Source organism: Gemmatimonadaceae bacterium, assembly GCA_035633115.1.
In the GTDB taxonomy this organism is placed as follows: Bacteria; Gemmatimonadota; Gemmatimonadetes; order Gemmatimonadales; family Gemmatimonadaceae; genus UBA4720.
Genome location: DASQFN010000079.1, coordinates 1 through 16,534, shown reverse-complemented (window position 1 = coordinate 16,534; position 16,534 = coordinate 1). Strand labels below are relative to the sequence as shown.

The window sequence follows — 16,534 nt, the reverse complement described above, 5'->3', positions numbered from 1 at the left end:
CAATGATGCGTGTTCGCCGCGCGGCATCGGCGCGTTTGAAGTTCGGCCTCTGCGTTTGCTTCGTCGCGCTTGCAAGTATCCAATGCAGCCGAGGCGACCGAAGCCAGACCCGCGGCTCGGCTTTCACGGTGCTTCATCCGAGTGACGAGCGGACCTGGCCGCGCTCCCTCGCCTTCCTCGAGCTCGCGCTTCCGGACGAGAACGGGAAATGGCAGGGCCGGTTGGCAAAGAGCTGGGCACACTCTCCTGATTTCCGGACGTGGACTTATTACCTGCGCACGAACGTGCGGTGGCACGACGGAGTGCGCGTTACGGCGCACGATGTCAAGTTCACGTTCGAACTGATCAGTCACCCCGACGTTTTGCAGCGAGCGCCGGGATCTTATACGACAGTCGTTCCCGATGACAGCACGTTTGTCATCACGTACAGCGGCGGCTCTATCCCGACCGAACCGGAGCACTGGCCCGTCATCCTGCCGAAACATCTCCTGAAAGACCTCGCTCCATCAGGGTTCCGCAACTGGGACTTCTGGACGCGCCCGGTTGGCAACGGTCCATATCGCTACGTCCGGCATGTGCCCAAGACGTTCATGGAGTTCGAGGCGAATCCCGATTACGCGCTGACGAAGCCGAAGATCAATCGAGTCATCGTGAAGTTCGGCCCACCGTCGGTGACGGAGCTGATGAGCGGAAATGTGGACGCAGTGAGTCATTTCGTCAGGAGCGATGTGGTCACGATCAAGAATGACCCCCGTTTTCGCGTGTACTACGAGGTCTGGGATGACATCAAGAGCATACAAACCATCCTCTGGAATCAACGGAATCCGCTCTTCAGAGATAGCCGGGCGCGTCGGGCGCTGACACTTGCCATCAATCGACGCGAGCTCCTTCGAGTGCTCGACATGTGGGAAAATCTCCCCATCGTCGATGGGGTCTACACCGAGCGTCAATACTGGCAGGGCGAGCTACCTAAAGCGCTCCCGTACGACCGTGTACAGGCGAGTGAGCTGCTCGATCAAGCGGGCTGGCGAGACCGTGATGCCAGTGGAATTCGCGAGCGTGATGGCCGGGAGTTCAGCTTTTCCCTGATCGTTACTCCTAGGTGGGAAGCGGCGGCGGTGTACGTTCAGGCCCAGCTCCGCCAGGTGGGCGTACGGGTGAACATCGTGAGGCTCGAGAATCTGGCACTCCGGGCACGGCTTGAGGGCGGGCAATTCGACGCGGCAATCGCCGGCTTTTCTATGACCGTTGACGAGCTGGATCAAAAGGTCCTGGGGTCCAGCTCTGATATCGGCTACCGCAACCCGCGTGTCACCCAGCTGCTCAACGCGGCGCGGAACGCGCGTGATGCCGATGAGCTGGACGACGCCTTTGTCCGCTTGTCGGCGGCAATCGCAGAGGACCTGCCGTTCACCATTCTCGCGCTCAATGTCGAGACCTACGTCGCACATCGGAGAGTGAAGGGGATGAGCAGTCCGTTCAGGGCCAATCCTTTGTGGGCGGCGGAGCACCTGTGGATCGAGGACGATCCCTGAGCGACGTAAACCGAGTCAATCGCACGAGTTTACTTCTCGCAGGACTCGCTTGTCTCGCCTGCGCCGGCGAGCGCACGGTGCAGGGGGAATCCACGGTGACCGTCCTCCTCCCCGGCGACGAGAGTACAATCTGGAGCGACGCGCCCCAGTTCCTCCTCTTTCTCCCGCTCGTGGCCCGGAACGAGAAGGGCGAGGTGGAAGGACGACTGGCGCGGAGCTGGGAGCACTCGCCCGATTATCGCAGCTGGACAATTCATCTTCGAACCGACGTCCGCTGGCACGATGGAGTGCCGGTCACCGCTCACGACGCCGCCTTTACGCTGGAGCTCCATCGCCGCGCCTGGCTGCAGGGCGCACGAGTCTATTCGGTCGCGGTCCTCGACGACAGCACCTATACGCTGACCTACCACCGCCGAGGACCTGGCAGCCCGCTGGACGAGTGGATGGTCTACCTCCCGAAGCATCTCCTGGAGGGGCTCGACCCGGACAAATACGCCAGTTGGGAATTCTGGAAAGCGCCGGTGGGCAACGGCCCATATCGCTTCGTTCGGAGGATACCGAACACCGCAATGATTTTCGAGGCAAACCCCGAGTACTACCGCGGGCGCCCCCGCATCGATCGGGTGATCGTCAAGCTCGCGCCGGAGCCGTCAACCACGGAACTGGTGAGCGGCAACGTGGACGCCGTCGCCTACGTGAACCCCGGCAGTCTACTTCAGCTGAAGGCCGACGCCCGGTTCCACGCGTATTCCTCCTTCGCGCGCGGCGGCGTATTCACCGCCGTCTACTGGAACCATCGGCACGCGGCCTTCCGGGATCCGCGAGTCCGCAGAGCCCTGACTCTGGCCATTGATCGGCGTGAGCTGCACCGCGTCGGGAATCTGCCCGAGACAACGCCTGTCTTCGACGTGATCTTCACCGAGCGGCAGCTTGACCGCGGCGAGCTCCCGGCACCGCTACCATATGATACCGTGGAGGCTGCCCGTCTCCTGGACGAAGCCGGGTGGCGCGACACCGATGGCGATGGGGTCCGCGACCGCGCCGGCCGACAGTTTCACTTCAGCCTGCTCATGATGACAGGCGGGTGGACGGCGGGGACATCCCGGCACCAGGCGGCTCTCTTCATCCAGTCGCAGCTGCGTCGTGTGGGAATCCGCATGGAGATTCTCAGCATGGACATGCTGGCGGGACGGGATCGGTGGCGACGGGGTGAGTTCGACGCCGCGATCGTGACGAGCCTGGGCGGCGAGAACGCAAACCCCATCATCTTTGGCAAGAAATCGCTGCTCGGTTACGCGAATCTGAGAGTAGGCGATCTTCTCGAACGTACAACGACGAGCATGAACCCCGATGAGCGGGACAGCATTTACCGGGAGCTGTGGCCGATCTTCCAGGCCGAGATTCCCATGACTCCTCTCTATCCCGCGCAGTGGACGTACGTGGTCCATCGTCGCGTCCGGGGGCTCAGCTCGCCCTTCCGGTCCGATCCCCTCTGGTACATGGACGAGCTATGGGTGGAGGAGGACGGCCAGCGATGAACGCGCAAGAGAGCGCGTGGCCGAACTCGATCGACCGGCGCGAATTCATGCAGGTGAGTGCTGGTTCGCTGATCCTCGCGGCGGCAGGATGCAGACGAGGCGGTGACCCTGCCTATCGGCGCGGCTCGACGGTGGTCATGGCGGTTTCCGACGTCAACGACATCAAACCGGACGTGACCGACCTCGATTTCCTCGTGTTTCTCCCGCTAGCCAAGTGGGATGAACGAGGAGAGCTTGAGCCTTGGCTGGCTCGGAACTGGGAACATTCCCCCGACTATCGCGATTGGATCTATCACCTGCGGAACGACGTCCGCTGGCATGACGGAACACCAGTCACCGCCCACGATGTCAAGTTCACCCTGGACCTCCTGAGCCATCCCGACGTGCACGAATACGTCTTCGAATCCGTGACGGTTCTTGATGACTTCACCGTCAAGATTCGGGGGAATCCGGGCTACCGGGACGATATCGTCTTCTATCCAAAACATCTGTTGGAGCACCTCAATCCGAAACAGTTCTATGACTGGGACTTCTGGACGCGTCCGGTGGGCAACGGGCCCTTCCGCTTCGTCCGCCATGTGCCCGAGGCGATGATCGAGTTCGAGGCTAATCCGGACTACTACCGAGGCAAACCCAAGATCGCTCGGGTGGTGCTCAAGTTTGTCGGCAAGGCCGGCATTACCGAGCTTTTGAGCGGCAATGCGGACATCGTGCGTGGCGATCTGGCGCAGATTCCTCGAATGGAAAGAGATTCCCGCTTTCGCGTGTATCACCAGATCTACGCTGGTGGCAAAGCCATCTATTGGAAGTGCGACCATGCTCTCTTCCGGGATGTCGCAGTACGGCGGGCCCTCACGCTCGCGATCAACCGGCGAGAGCTTCTTCGAGTCTTGAACCTGCCCGCCGATCTCCCCCTCTTTGACGGGGTCATCACGGGCCGCCAACTCTCACGCCGACAGTTTCCCGAGGCGCTGTCGTACGATCCGGAGCAGACTCGGGCGCTGCTCGAAGCAGCCGGCTGGCAGGATCGCGATGGCGACGGGGTGCGCGAGCGGGACGGGCGGCCGTTCCGATTCACCGCGATCGTGCACGACGGCGACGGATTCAATCAGATGGCGGTCTACGTCCAGGCTTTGTTGAGCCGGGTGAGCGTCCGCATGGACTTACAGGTTCTCGATGAGGGACTGATGTGGAAGAGGTTGGATGCCGGAGACTTCGAGGCCGCGTTCATGTGGCAACAATGGGGCGCGGACGAAGCCCGAAAGAGATATCTCGGAAGGGACAATCCCACCGGCTATCGGAACCCGGAAGCCATCAGGCTGATTGACCAGGTGGAGGCCACGGGCGACCCGGATGAGCTGGATAGAATCTACCGGGCGTTGGCGGAGATCCTTCGGGTCGACCTGCCCCTCACGCGCCTGGTTAATACAACCCTCACAACCTTCGTCCACCGGCGGGTTCGCGGGCTCAGTACGCCGTATCATGCTAAACCGGATAAGTACATGGAACACCTGTGGCTGGAGGAGGAGGGCTGAGCGTCGATGAGAATCGCGTCATTGCGCGGAACCGGACGAGCTCCGCTCGCGGCGGGTGTATTGCTCGCTCTCGCAGGCTGTCGTAATGCGCGTGACCCTGCGCTCGACCGCGGAGCCACCGTAGTGGTGGCCGTCGAGGACGTCGGCGCCATGAAACCCGATGCGAAACTGGATTTCCTCACCTTCCTCTCCCTCGCGACGCTCGATGAGCACGGCGAACTCGCGGGCCGGCTGGCGCGAAGCTGGGAACATTCCGCCGACTTCAAGGAGTGGACGTACCACCTGCGCACAGACGTCAGATGGGACGACGGCAAGCCTGTCACCGCTCGCGACGTCAAGTTCACGCTGGATCTGCTCGCAAAAGCGGGCACTGGGTACACCGGAATCAACGCCACGATCGTTGACGACTCCACGGTACGGATCCGCGCGGCAAACCAGCACTACGTGGACGACATCGTCTACTACCCGGAGCACCTGCTCGCGGCTCTCGACCCCGCCAAGTTCTGGGAGTGGAACTTCTGGACGCAGCCGGTGGGGAACGGACCCTTCCGGTTCGTTCGTTACCTGCCGGAGAGACTGATCGAGTTCGAGGCGAATCCAAGGTATTACAAAGGCAAGCCGCGAATTCAGCGCGTGATCGCCAAGTTCGTTGGGAAGGCGGGCATGACCGAGTTGCTGAGCGGCAACGCGGACATCGTGCAGGGGGAGCCCGGTCAGATTCCACGCATCGCGAGCGATCCCCGCTTCCGAATCCATAATAACGTGGTTCCGCCCGCGTTCTCAATTTATTGGAAGGCCGACCACCCGCTCTTTCGAGATTCTCGCGTGCGGCGAGCTCTCACGTTGGCGATTGACCGCCGCGAGCTGCTGCGCTTCGTGAACCTCCCGCCCGACGCGCCCATCACGGACGCGGTCCTTACGTACAGGCAGCTCCGCCGCCGCGAATGGCCGAAGCCGCTGCCGTACGACACGGCTCGGGCGAGGATGCTTCTCGCCGCTGCGGGTTGGGCTGAACGCAACGGCGATGGAGTCCTCGAAAAGGACGGGCGACCTTTCCGCTTTACCGCTAGCGTAGGAAGCGGATTAGACCGTGACAAGCTGGCCGTGTACGTTCAGGCACAATTGCGGCGCGTGGGCGTTCAGATGCATATCCAGATGGTCGATGCCCCAGTCATGTGGAATAAGCTGCGCGCCGGCGATTTCGAGGCGTGGATGCATGTTCAGCAATCAGGCGCATTGCGCAGAGATTTCGGGAGCGGGAACCCGCTTGGGTACGCGAACGCGCAGGCATTCGAGCTGACCGACCGTCTGCAGCAGACGGCGGATCCGGAAGTGGAGGACAGGATCTACCGCGAGATCTCGGAGATTTTTCTGACGGACCCTCCGATGGTGCGCCTCGTTCCGTATTCGAATAACTGGTTCGTCCACCGGCGAATCCGCGGTTTGAGCACTCCGTTTCACGCCCAGCCCGACACGTACATGGAGGACCTGTGGGTCGAGGATGGGAAGCCGTAGTGGGCGCATCAACGACGACTATCCACAGATTGATGCTCGCGGATTGCGATTCGAATCGTAGCCTCCCCGATCGTCGCGGGTTCGTAAAGCTCTGCGCGGGCTCAATTGCTCTTGGCGTGGCTGGCGCCTGCCGCAAAACGGAGAACGGGGCGTCGGCTCGCTCCTCCACCCTGATCATCGGGATTGATGGACCAATAAATAACAACTACAAACCGATCTGCCCGGATTTCGCAGGTGAGTTCCTCGTTTTTCTCCCGCTCGTTCGGGAAAACGAGTTGACTGGCGATCGACGGGAAGGCCTCGCCGCGCGTTGGGAACGCTCGGCGGATCACCGGCAGTGGACTTATCACCTGCGCACCGGCGTTCGCTGGCACGACGGAAGGCCAGTCACTATGGATGACGTAGAGTTCACGCTGAAGCTGCATTCGCGTCCCGACTCCCCATACTGGGGACCCCGCTTCATCCAGACTCTGACGGTGCACGATGGATCGAGCTTTACCGTGCGCGGTTCCGAGTGGTCCGACTCCGCCGTAAGCATCCTCCCCAAGCATCTGCTCAAGGACCTCGACTATCAGAAATTCTACGACTGGGATTTCTGGGAGCGACCCGTCGGAAACGGTCCATATCGGTACAGCCGCCATCTGCCGCATACTATGGTTGAGCTCGAGGCGAACGCCGATTACTTCAAGGGCGAGCCGAGAATCCCGCGCGTCGTGTTGAGGTTCGCCGGTCAGTCTGGCGTGACCGAATTGCGCAGCGGCAATGTAGACGCGATCCAGCTCGATCCTGCGCATGTAAGGGGGATCGCCAGCGATCCCCGTTTCCGCACGTATTGGGAGCCAAACCCTGGTCGTTCCTGGGCGCTAGTCTGGCAGAACCAGCACCCCTTCTTTCGAGATCGGCAGACGCGGCACGCGTTGAGCCTGGCCATCAATCGGCGGGAACTGCTCCAGGTCCTGGGCCTGCCCGCACAGCTCTCGCTCGTCGATGGGGTGGAGTCAATAAGACAATTTCGCAGGGGCCAGTTGGCCGAGCCGCGTTATGACGTTGCGGAGGCGATGCGTCTATTGGATGAGGCGGGCTGGCGACAAAGCCGCGGTGGTATGCGCGAGCGGGACGGCCATGGCTTCCACTTCACAGCTCTAACGCTTGCGGAATCGCCGGGTGACCAGGCGGCTCTCTATGTTCAGGATCAGCTGCGGCGATTGGGTGTGCGCATGGAGCTCCAGCGGCTCGAGAGACATGCGCTTCTGGATAGACTGCATGCGGGGAAGTTCGAAGCGATCGTAACTTTCCTCCTCATGCGCCCCAGCTACGCTGAAAAATGGACGGCGGGCGCGGGCTACCGCAATTCGCAGCTGGCGCGACTTTTCAAGGTGGCGGCGACGGCAGCGGACCCGGAGGTTGAGGATGGAGCGTATCGCGAGATTTCGGGTCTCGTGCGCGCGGATCGGCCGGTGGCGTTTCTTTTCCGTGCCGCCGGCGCTCACGTCGCCCACCGGCGCGTCCGAGGGCTCGTTGATTCGCGGCAAGCCAATCCGCTTCTTTTCGCCGACGAGCTGTGGCTCGAGTGAAGGCGTGGCCGAGGTTCTTTTGCGACGGCGTCACCTGCGCGGCCGTCATCTTCGCCTTCACCGCCTGTCGCTCAGGCGAAGATCCGGCCTACGCCCGCGACTCCACGGTGGTCATGGCCGTCCGGGACGTGCGTGACATCCTCCCGGACGCCGTGAGCCTCGATTTCCTCTTCTTCCTCCCCCTCGCCACGCAGGACGGACGGGGCGAGCTCGAGGGGCGGCTCGCCCGAAGCTGGGAGCATTCCGCAGACCACAAGGAGTACACATTCCACCTGCGTACCGATGTCCGCTGGCAGGACGGGGTCCCCACCACCGCCCACGACGTGAAGTTCACGCTCGACCTTCTGAGCGAGGACGGCGTCCCCGGTTTCGGGATCGAAAAGGCGACTGTCGTCGACGACTCCACGGTCACCATCCGGGCCGAGAATCCGGAGTACCTGGACTACCTCGTCTATTACCCGAAGCACCTCTTGGAGGGGCTGGATCCGAAGCAGTTCTGGAAGTGGGAGTTCTGGCTCAAGCCGGTGGGTAACGGCCCCTACCGTTTCGTGCGCCACGTGCCGCAGACGCTGATGGAGTTCGAGGCGAACCCGGACTACTATGGGGCGAAGCCCCGGATCGACCGGGTAATCCTCAAGTTCGTGGGGGACGCCTGGCTCGCAGAGCTCCTTGCCGGAAACGTTGACATCGCCAGCGGTGACCTCGCGCAGGTATCCAGAATTGTCCGTGATCCCCGCTTCCGGGTCTACTACGGTATCCCTTACGCCGCATATGCGATCTACTGGCGCACCGATCATCCGCTCTTTCGGGATGCTCGCGTGCGACGCGCCCTCACCCTCGCGATCGACCGGCCGGAGCTCGCCCGCCGCTTGAACCTGCCATCGTGGTCACCCATCACGGATGCGCCGAGAACGTTCCGGCAGTCCCGCCGCGGGGAATTCCCGGAAGCCCAGGCCCTTCCGTACGACCCAGAGGAGGCGCGCCGGATTCTGGAGGCGGCCGGGTGGGTCGACCGCGATGGGGATGGAGTGCGGGAGCGCGAAGGTCGTCCCTTCCGGTTCACTGCCAAGGTGTGGAACGAGCACCAGGCGCCTCAGCTCGCGGTCTACGTCCAGGACTACCTGCGCCGGGTCGGCGTGCAGATGGAAGTGGTGATGCTGGAGGACGCGCTGATGTGGAAGAATCTCACGGGAGACTTCGACGCCCTCCTCTTCCGCCACAACGCAGGCCCGGAGGCCCAACGGCGGAACTTCGGGAGGGAGAACCGGACCGGGTATCGGAGCCCGGCGGCCTTCGACGTCATCGATCGGATCATGGCCACGGCCGATCCGGACGAGAAGGATCGTCTCTATGGTGAGCTGGCCAAAATCTTCCGTGCGGAGCTGCCGCTCACCCGCCTCGTCTGGAAGCCTGACGTCACTTTCGTCCACCGGCGCGTGCGGGGGCTGAGCACACCGTTCCGGGCGGATGCGAATACCAACATGGAGAATCTGTGGGTGGACGGCGAGCGCTAGATGGGGCGCTACATCCCGAAGCCGGGCGTGCATCGATGACCACCCTTCGCTCAGCGTCGCTGCTTGCGCTGCTGCCGTTGCTCATTGCAGGCGGCTGTCGCGAGGCGCGCGACCCGGGGCTCGGCCGCGGCGCGACCGTAGTGATGGCGGTCCCGGACGTGAGCGACATTAAACCGGACGAGTTGGCCCTGGAAGTCCTCATCTTTCTTCCGCTCGCGACGCTCAATGAGCACGGCGAGCTCGAGGGTCGGTTGGCGCGAAGCTGGGAACATTCCGCCGACTTCAAGGAGTGGACGTACCACCTGCGCACAGACTTGAGATGGCACGATGGGAAACCCGTTACCGCCCGGGACATCAAGTTCACGCTGGATCTGCTCGCACATCCAGCCATCCTTAAAGACGTTGGCTACAACGCGACGATCGTCGACGACTCGACAGTACGGATCCGCGCGGCGAAACCGGACTACCTCGACGACATCGTTTTCTACCCCGAGCACCTGCTCAAGTCGCTCGACCCGCGCAAGTTCTGGGAGTGGGACTTCTGGACGCACCCGGTGGGGAACGGACCGTTCCGGTTCGTTCGTTACCTGCCCGAGAGACTGATCGAGTTCGAGGCCAATCCAGGCTATTACAAGGGCAAGCCACGAATTGAACGCCTCATCCTCAAGTTCGTTGGCGGGGCAGCGCTGACCGAGCTGCTGAGCGGGAACGTGGACATCGCCCAGGTGCAGCAGACGCAAATTCCAGGCATCGCGAACGACCCGCGCTTCCGTGTCTATCGTACCGTGACTTCGGCCTCGCATCCTATTTATTGGAAGGCCGACCATCCGCTCTTTCGGGACTCGCGCGTGCGCCGCGCGCTCATACACGCCCTGGACCGCCGCGCCATACTCGGCGTCATGAACCTCCCGCCCGACCTCCCGATTACAGACGCTGTTCTTACGTCCAGGCAGTTCCGCCGGCGCGAGTGGCCGGAGCCGCTGGCTTATGACACGACTTTCGCGCGGACGCTTCTCGCCGCTGCGGGGTGGGTGGACCGCAACGGCGACGGAATCCTCGACAAGGACGGACGCCCGTTCCGCTTTACGGCGAGCGTAGGAAGCAGCTTCGGCCTCGAAAAGATGGCCGTCTACGTCCAGGCACAGTTGCGGCGCGCCGGCATTCAGATGGATATCCAGATGTTCGATGAATCAGTCATGTGGGACAAGCGGCGCGGCGGCGATTTCGAGGCGTGGATGTTTGTCCAGGGCCAACTAGGCGGACCTTTCGGGAGAGGCAACCCGCTCGGGTACGCGAACGTTCAGGCATTCGAGCTGATCGACCGCCTGCGGGAGACGGCCGATCCAGACGAGGAGGACCGAATCTACCGCGAGATCTCGAAAGTCTTTTTGGATGACCCTCCGATGGTTCGCCTCCTTACGCATTCCCAAGCCTTGTTCGTCCATCGGCGCATACGCGGTTTTCGCTCTGGGTTAGGTTCCGAGCCCGATGGGTACATGGATGAACTGTGGGTGGAGAAATGAGAATCGCTGTGCCCTCGCAACATTGGCCGCGTCTGGTGGCTGACTGATGCTCCGCTTCATCCTTAAGCGCCTGCTCCAGGCGATCCCACTTCTCCTCGGGATCGCGACCATCACCTTCGCCATGGTGCATCTCGCCCCGGGCGATCCGATGGACATGTACATGGAGCAGCGCTTTCAGCGCGAGGTGGACCCCCAAGTCATCGAGCTCCTGCGCAAGAAGTACGGTCTCGACCAGCCGCTGCCGGTGCAGTACGCAAAATGGATTGGCAACGTCGCGCAAGGTGATCTAGGTGAGTCGTTCCGCTACCGGAGGCCCGTCACGTCGCTCATCGCCGAGCGAGTGCCCTACACACTTCAGCTCGCTGTGCTCGCGCTTTTCTTTGACGCGCTCATCGGCATCGCCCTCGGAATCATATCCGCGGTGAGGCAGTACAGCCGCACCGACCGCGCGATCACTGTCGGCTCTCTCGTCATGTACTCGATTCCCGGATTCTGGCTGGCACTGATGCTGGTTCTCGTTTTCTCCGTCAATCTGAACTGGTTCCCGACGTCACAGACCCGCTCGCTCGATTACGAGCTGCTCTCGCTGCCTGGCAAGGTGCTCGACCGGCTGTGGCACCTCGCGCTCCCGGTGTTCGTGCTCGGCGTCGCGTCCGCGGCTGGCACCGCTCGCTTCATGCGAAACAAGCTGCTCGATGTGCTGAGCGAGGAGTACGTCGTCGGAGCACGTGCGCGTGGGCTCAGCGAGCGGGCGGTGATCCTTCAGCACGCGCTGCGCAACGCGCTTATTCCAATCGTGACGATCTACGGGCTCGCATTGCCGTTTCTGCTCGGTGGTGCCGTGTTGATCGAGAAAGTATTCGCGTGGCCGGGGATGGGCCTGCTTGCTGTCGAAGCGATCGGCGCGCGCGATTATCCGGTCATCCTGGCGACGAGCATGATCGCCGCGGTGCTCGTCGTGGTGGGCAATCTGTTCGCCGACGTGACCTACGCTCTCGTGGATCCCAGAGTATCGTATGGCGGCAAGCGGCTGGCCTGACCGCCGAGCGGCGCACGTGCTCGCGTTCGCCGGAGCTCTGGCGTTGCTCCTTGCGTGGCGGCACGAGCGCGTGTTCGCCGCGTTCACCACGCCGCACGCGGACCGCTGGGCGGCATCGCTGTTCGTGCTGCTCGCACTTCCCGCGAGTGTGGCCTTACTGATTTACGACGCGCGCCACCGGAGAAGTCAGCCGGCGCACTCGCTGGCGCACCCGGCGGTGCATGGGCGCAGTCTTCTGCGACTTGCGTGGCGCCGCTTCGCCGCGAACCGGCTTGCCGTGGCGTCGCTGTACGTGATTTTCTTTTTCTACCTTGTGGCATTGGTGGCCCCGATCATCGCCGGCTACGACCCCTCCGCGATAGAGGATGTACTCTCAACGCGATATCAGGCACCCTCGTGGCAGCATCCATTCGGCACCGACGATTTCGGCCGCGATCTGTTCAGCCGCGCAGTTTACGGTGCGCGAGTCTCGCTCTCGATCGGCCTCCTCGCGATGCTCGTCGCTGTCTCGTTCGGTACGCTCTATGGCGCCATCGCCGGGTACTTCGGCGGCGCCATGGACAACTCGCTGATGCGACTGGTGGATGTGATCATCGCGTTTCCGACCTTCTTTCTGATGTTGACGCTCGTCGGGCTCTTCGAGGCCAACATATTCTTCCTCGTGCTGATCCTCGGTTTCACATCCTGGACGGGCACCGCGCGCTTCGTGCGGGGTGAGATCCTCTCGCTCAAGCGGCGCGAGTTCATCGAGGGCGCCCGGGCAATCGGGCTGCCCGCGCACCTCATCATTGCCCGCCACCTCATACCGAACGCGCTCGCGCCGGTACTGGTGAGCGCCGCGCTGATGGTCGGAGGCATGATCGGCGCGGAGGCCGGGCTGTCATTCCTCGGGATCGGTATCCGTCCGCCAACTCCCTCGTGGGGCAACATGATCAGCGCGGGTCAGGACGCTCTGCTCGTCGCATGGTGGATCGCGTTCTTCCCCGGCTGCCTGCTGGCGCTGACGATCATTTCGTTCAGCCTGCTCTCGGACGGCCTGCGCGACGCCCTCGATCCAAAGACCCTGATGCGGAAGTACGTGTGACATTGCTCCTCAGCGTTCGGGATCTGTCCACTCACTTCCTGCTCGACGAGGGAGTGCTGCGCGCGGTTGACGGCGTCTCATTCGACGTGCGCGCCGGGGAGACTGTCGCGATCGTGGGAGAGTCGGGGTGCGGCAAGACGATCGTCGCGCTGTCGCTGCTCAGACTCGTTCAGTGGCCGGGACGGATCATGCGCGGCAACGTCTGGTTCAACGGCGAGGATCTGCTCACAGTTTCGACCGAGCGGCTGCGACAGGTGCGCGGTGGTGAGATTGGCCTCGTGTTTCAGGAGCCGGGTGCATCGCTGAACCCGGTGTTCACGGTCGGGGCGCAGCTCGTCGAGGTTCTGCGCCTGCATCGCCGTCTTTCACAAACCGACGCACGCCGAGAGGCGCTTCGTCTGCTCGATGACGTCGGGATTCCAGAGCCCGATAAAAGATTCGGCTCGTACCCATTTGAGCTTTCAGGCGGGATGCGGCAGAGGGTCGCTATTGCGCTGGCAATAAGTGGCCACCCGAAATTGCTCATCGCCGACGAGCCAACCACGGCGCTCGACGTGACAGTGCAGGCCGAGATTCTGAAACTGCTTCGTCGCATTCAGAGCGAGTACGGTATGGCGATCCTCATCATCAGTCACGACATCGGTGTGGTCGCGACGATCGCCGAGCGTGTGCTGGTGATGTACACGGGACGCCTGTTCGAGGAAGCACCGGCGGGGGCATTGTTCCGGAGTCCCCTTCACCCGTACACGCGCGGACTGCTTGCGTCGGCGCCGCGACTTGGGTCCGGTCGTGGTACGCCGCTCCGAGGAATTCCGGGCAGCGTGCCGGATCTGCTCAGCTTGCCTTCCGGATGCACCTTCCATCCTCGCTGCCCGATCGGCGACGAAGGCTGCACGGTGACTTTCCCGCCGCTGATCGAGATCGACGCGGTCCGCCGCTGCGCCTGCTATAAAGTGGTGCCGGTTTCGACTGATGCGGAGCGGGCGTCGTGAGCGATACACTGCTCGAGGTCACCGCGCTCAAAACCTGGTTCCCGCTCGGCGGCCGCTGGCTCGGCGCGCGCGAGTGGGTCCACGCCGTGGATGACGTTGACCTGAGTATCGCTCGTGGTGAGGTCCTGGGAGTCGTCGGCGAGTCCGGAAGCGGCAAGACCACACTCGGCCGATCGATCCTGCGGCTGGTCGAGCCGAGCAGCGGCTCCGTTCGGTTTGACGGTCAGGAAGTCCTCACCCTGGGACGGCCCGAGCTGCGTGCGCTGCGACGGAGGATGCAGATCGTATTCCAGGATCCATACTCGTCGCTCAGTCCGCGCATGCAGATCCGCGACATACTTTCGGAGCCCCTGCGTTTGCATCGTCTCGTTGCGAAGGGTGATATCGAAAAAAAAGTCGCGGCGCTCCTGGAGATGGTAGGACTGGAGCGCTACTTCATGCACCGTTACCCGCACGAGATGAGTGGAGGCCAGCGGCAGCGCATCGCGATCGCGCGCGCATTCGCACTGGAGCCGGACTTCATAATTTGCGACGAGCCGGTTTCGGCGCTCGATGTGTCGGTCCAGGCCCAGGTGCTCAACCTGCTTCTTGAGCTGCAACGCGAGCGGGGTGTGTCGCTGCTCTTCATCTCCCATGACCTCGCCGTTGTGGAGCGGGTCGCCGACAGAATCGCGGTGATGTACAAGGGCAAGATCGTGGAGGAGGGTGATGCCGCCCGCCTGATCGCGACGCCGGAGCACGCTTACACGCGGACCCTTCTAGCGGCGGTGCCCGTGTTGCCGTACGAGGCTCCAATGCTACCCCGGCGCGGCTGCTAACGGGAGCCGCACCTCGACGCGTGTCCCCGCTCCCGGTACGCTCTCGATCCGCAGCGAGCCGCCGTGCGCCGTGGCGATCTGACGTGCGATTGGAAGACCGAGCCCCGTCCCGTCTGCTTTCGTCGAGAAGAAGGGATCGAGCACGTGCTCGAGATCTTGCGGCGGGATTCCGCCTCCCGTGTCACTCACCACAACTCGCAATTCGGCCCCGTCAACGTCGAGCGTTATTCCGGCGCGCGCGCCGCGCTGCAATGCCTGGGCCGAGTTGAGCAGCAGGTTGAGGAACAATTGCTCGAGCGCGAGTGCGTCACCCAGCACCCAGACGGCATCGCTGCCCGGCGCAACCGGATCGCACGTGCTCCCGCTCTCGTTGAATGCTCCTTCCGCCATTTGCGTCGCCGACCGGAGCACGGAGCGCAGATCGATTCGCCGGCGAGGCGCATGATTGCTGCGCGCCGTGCGCAATGATCCGCTGACCGTCCGATCGAGTCGTTTCACATTCTCGAGCGCTCGATCGATCAGCGGCCGGCCGGGTGTGTCTCTCGCGCTCTTCTCTTGCGCGCGCTGCAAATCGACGCGCACGGCGGTGAGGCCGTTGCGCACCTCGTGCGCGAGTGACGCTGCATACTCTCCGACGGCCGCGAGCGCCTGCCGCTTCGTGAGCTCCGTGAGAGTTTGCCGCAGGCTCTCGGTCATGCTGTTGAATGCCAGGGCGAGCCGGCCGACCTCGCCAGCTCCATTTCCGTCAACGCGGTGGTTGAGATCGCCGCCCGCAACGGCGTCTGCCGCGAGGGCCAATCGCTCGATGGATGCCGTGAGTCGCGTGGTGAGCAACGCACTCAGCACGAGCGCGAGCAGCGCCACGACCGCCAGCGTGATCACCCCGGTGCGAGCGGCGTGTTCGAAAGGCTCGACATACGCGCCGAGCGGTGCTGCCATGGTCAGAGTGATTTCCGGATCGACGAGCCGGCGATGGACCGCGAGCCAGTCGGCGCCCCGTGGGATGGATCGTCCGCTATATCCGATATCACGGCACGCGGCATCCCACCGAACTTGGGCGTGACCGAAATCATCGCGTTTCTCACGCATCTGGCCGCCGAGCGGAGCGTGTCACGTTCGACGCAGATGCAGGCGTTGAGCGCGCTGCTGCTGTTGTATCGCGAGGTGCTCGCCACGCCCATAGGCGATCTGCGGTGTGTGTTGCGATCCGCGTCGCCGACGCGCCTTCCCGCCGTGCTGAGTCGTGGGGAAGTGCGTGCGCTACTCGGTCAGCTGCACGGCACCACGCGACTGATTGTCCTGCTGCTGTATGGTGCGGGCCTGCGCTTGCTGGAGTGCCTGACGTTACGCGTGAAGGACCTCGACTTCGCGCGCGGAGAAATCCGTGTGCGACGCGGCAAAGGTGGAAAAGACCGTGTCACCATGCTGCCCGATACCGCCCGGGCAGCACTGGAGAAGCACCTGGTGCGCGTGCGTGCGCTGCACACTCGCGACCTGCACGACGGCGCGGGGCGTGTCGCGTTGCCAACGGCGCTCGACCGTAAGGCGCCCGCCTGGGCCACGGACCTGGCGTGGCAGTGGGTGTTTCCCGCCTCGCGTCGCTATCGGGACGCAGCCAGTGGGCAAGAGCGTCGGCATCACGTGCATGAGAGCGCGGTGCAGCGTGCAATGCAGCGCGCTGTTCGCGAGGCCGGGATCGCGAAGCGGGCGACGTGTCACACGCTGCGGCACTCCTTCGCGACTCACCTGCTGGAAGACGGGTACGACATTCGGACGCTTGCCAAGAACTGCTCGGACACACGGACGTCAGTACGACGATGATCTACACCCACGTGCTGAACCGCGGAGGGTTAGGCGTCCGGAGTCC

The 16,534-nt window shown here is 63.1% G+C and carries 13 protein-coding genes; 12 read left to right on the top strand and 1 reads right to left on the bottom strand.

Annotation, left to right across the window (positions count from 1 at the left end):
* Positions 1-2: 2 nt before the first annotated feature.
* The 11 genes from VES88_09700 (at position 3) to VES88_09650 (ending at position 14,667) form a co-directional block, all read left to right on the top strand.
* Positions 3-1,535, top strand: coding sequence for an ABC transporter substrate-binding protein (locus tag VES88_09700; protein HYN81763.1), 1,533 nt, complete (start codon positions 3-5; stop codon positions 1,533-1,535).
* A 95-nt stretch (positions 1,536-1,630) separates the two neighbouring features.
* Positions 1,631-3,073 (top strand): ABC transporter substrate-binding protein, encoded by a 1,443-nt coding sequence (locus VES88_09695; protein ID HYN81762.1) that lies wholly within the window; start codon positions 1,631-1,633, stop codon positions 3,071-3,073.
* Positions 3,070-4,608 carry an ABC transporter substrate-binding protein gene (locus VES88_09690; GenBank protein HYN81761.1) on the top strand — a complete coding sequence of 513 codons (1,539 nt, stop codon included), beginning with the start codon at positions 3,070-3,072 and terminating at the stop codon, positions 4,606-4,608. Before VES88_09695 ends, VES88_09690 begins: the two co-directional genes overlap by 4 nt.
* A gap of 6 nt (positions 4,609-4,614) precedes the next feature.
* Positions 4,615-6,123 (top strand): ABC transporter substrate-binding protein, encoded by a 1,509-nt coding sequence (locus VES88_09685; GenBank protein HYN81760.1) that lies wholly within the window; start codon positions 4,615-4,617, stop codon positions 6,121-6,123.
* Between the two features lie 275 nt (positions 6,124-6,398).
* Positions 6,399-7,697 carry an ABC transporter substrate-binding protein gene (locus VES88_09680; protein ID HYN81759.1) on the top strand — a complete coding sequence of 433 codons (1,299 nt, stop codon included), beginning with the start codon at positions 6,399-6,401 and terminating at the stop codon, positions 7,695-7,697.
* Positions 7,685-9,211: an ABC transporter substrate-binding protein gene (locus VES88_09675; GenBank protein HYN81758.1), complete on the top strand. Its 1,527-nt coding sequence runs from the start codon at positions 7,685-7,687 to the stop codon at positions 9,209-9,211. Before VES88_09680 ends, VES88_09675 begins: the two co-directional genes overlap by 13 nt.
* A gap of 35 nt (positions 9,212-9,246) precedes the next feature.
* Positions 9,247-10,734, top strand: coding sequence for an ABC transporter substrate-binding protein (locus VES88_09670; protein ID HYN81757.1), 1,488 nt, complete (start codon positions 9,247-9,249; stop codon positions 10,732-10,734).
* A 46-nt stretch (positions 10,735-10,780) separates the two neighbouring features.
* Positions 10,781-11,773 carry an ABC transporter permease gene (locus VES88_09665; protein ID HYN81756.1) on the top strand — a complete coding sequence of 331 codons (993 nt, stop codon included), beginning with the start codon at positions 10,781-10,783 and terminating at the stop codon, positions 11,771-11,773.
* A complete protein-coding gene (locus VES88_09660; protein HYN81755.1) occupies positions 11,751-12,857 on the top strand; it encodes an ABC transporter permease in 1,107 nt (368 codons plus the stop codon). The genes VES88_09665 and VES88_09660 overlap by 23 nt, the downstream gene beginning before the upstream one ends.
* On the top strand, positions 12,854-13,849 hold the full coding sequence (locus VES88_09655; GenBank protein ID HYN81754.1) for an ABC transporter ATP-binding protein: 996 nt from the start codon (positions 12,854-12,856) through the stop codon (positions 13,847-13,849). Before VES88_09660 ends, VES88_09655 begins: the two co-directional genes overlap by 4 nt.
* Entirely contained in the window at positions 13,846-14,667 is an 822-nt protein-coding gene (locus VES88_09650) for an ATP-binding cassette domain-containing protein (protein ID HYN81753.1), read from the top strand. Before VES88_09655 ends, VES88_09650 begins: the two co-directional genes overlap by 4 nt.
* On the opposite strand, the gene VES88_09645 is transcribed toward VES88_09650, so the two are convergent.
* Entirely contained in the window at positions 14,647-15,756 is a 1,110-nt protein-coding gene (locus tag VES88_09645) for a HAMP domain-containing sensor histidine kinase (GenBank protein ID HYN81752.1), read from the bottom strand. The two genes, VES88_09650 and VES88_09645, sit on opposite strands and share 21 nt — an antisense overlap.
* Between VES88_09645 and VES88_09640 the strand changes: the two genes are divergently transcribed.
* Complete coding sequence (locus VES88_09640; GenBank protein ID HYN81751.1) at positions 15,727-16,488, top strand: integron integrase; 762 nt, start codon at positions 15,727-15,729, stop codon at positions 16,486-16,488. The genes VES88_09645 and VES88_09640 overlap by 30 nt on opposite strands.
* Positions 16,489-16,534: the final 46 nt, after the last annotated feature.

What these genes read in the sequence shown, in the direction of transcription:
- VES88_09700 (HYN81763.1), top strand. Translation starts at nt 3, where the DNA reads ATGATGCGTGTTCGCCGCGCGGCATCGGCGCGTTTGAAGTTCGGCCTC.
- VES88_09690 (HYN81761.1), top strand. Translation starts at nt 3,070, where the DNA reads ATGAACGCGCAAGAGAGCGCGTGGCCGAACTCGATCGACCGGCGCGAA.
- VES88_09685 (HYN81760.1), top strand. Translation starts at nt 4,615, where the DNA reads ATGAGAATCGCGTCATTGCGCGGAACCGGACGAGCTCCGCTCGCGGCG.
- VES88_09670 (HYN81757.1), top strand. Translation starts at nt 9,247, where the DNA reads ATGACCACCCTTCGCTCAGCGTCGCTGCTTGCGCTGCTGCCGTTGCTC.
- VES88_09665 (HYN81756.1), top strand. Translation starts at nt 10,781, where the DNA reads ATGCTCCGCTTCATCCTTAAGCGCCTGCTCCAGGCGATCCCACTTCTC.
- VES88_09660 (HYN81755.1), top strand. Translation starts at nt 11,751, where the DNA reads ATGGCGGCAAGCGGCTGGCCTGACCGCCGAGCGGCGCACGTGCTCGCG.
- VES88_09645 (HYN81752.1), bottom strand. Translation starts at nt 15,756, where the DNA reads ATGCGTGAGAAACGCGATGATTTCGGTCACGCCCAAGTTCGGTGGGAT.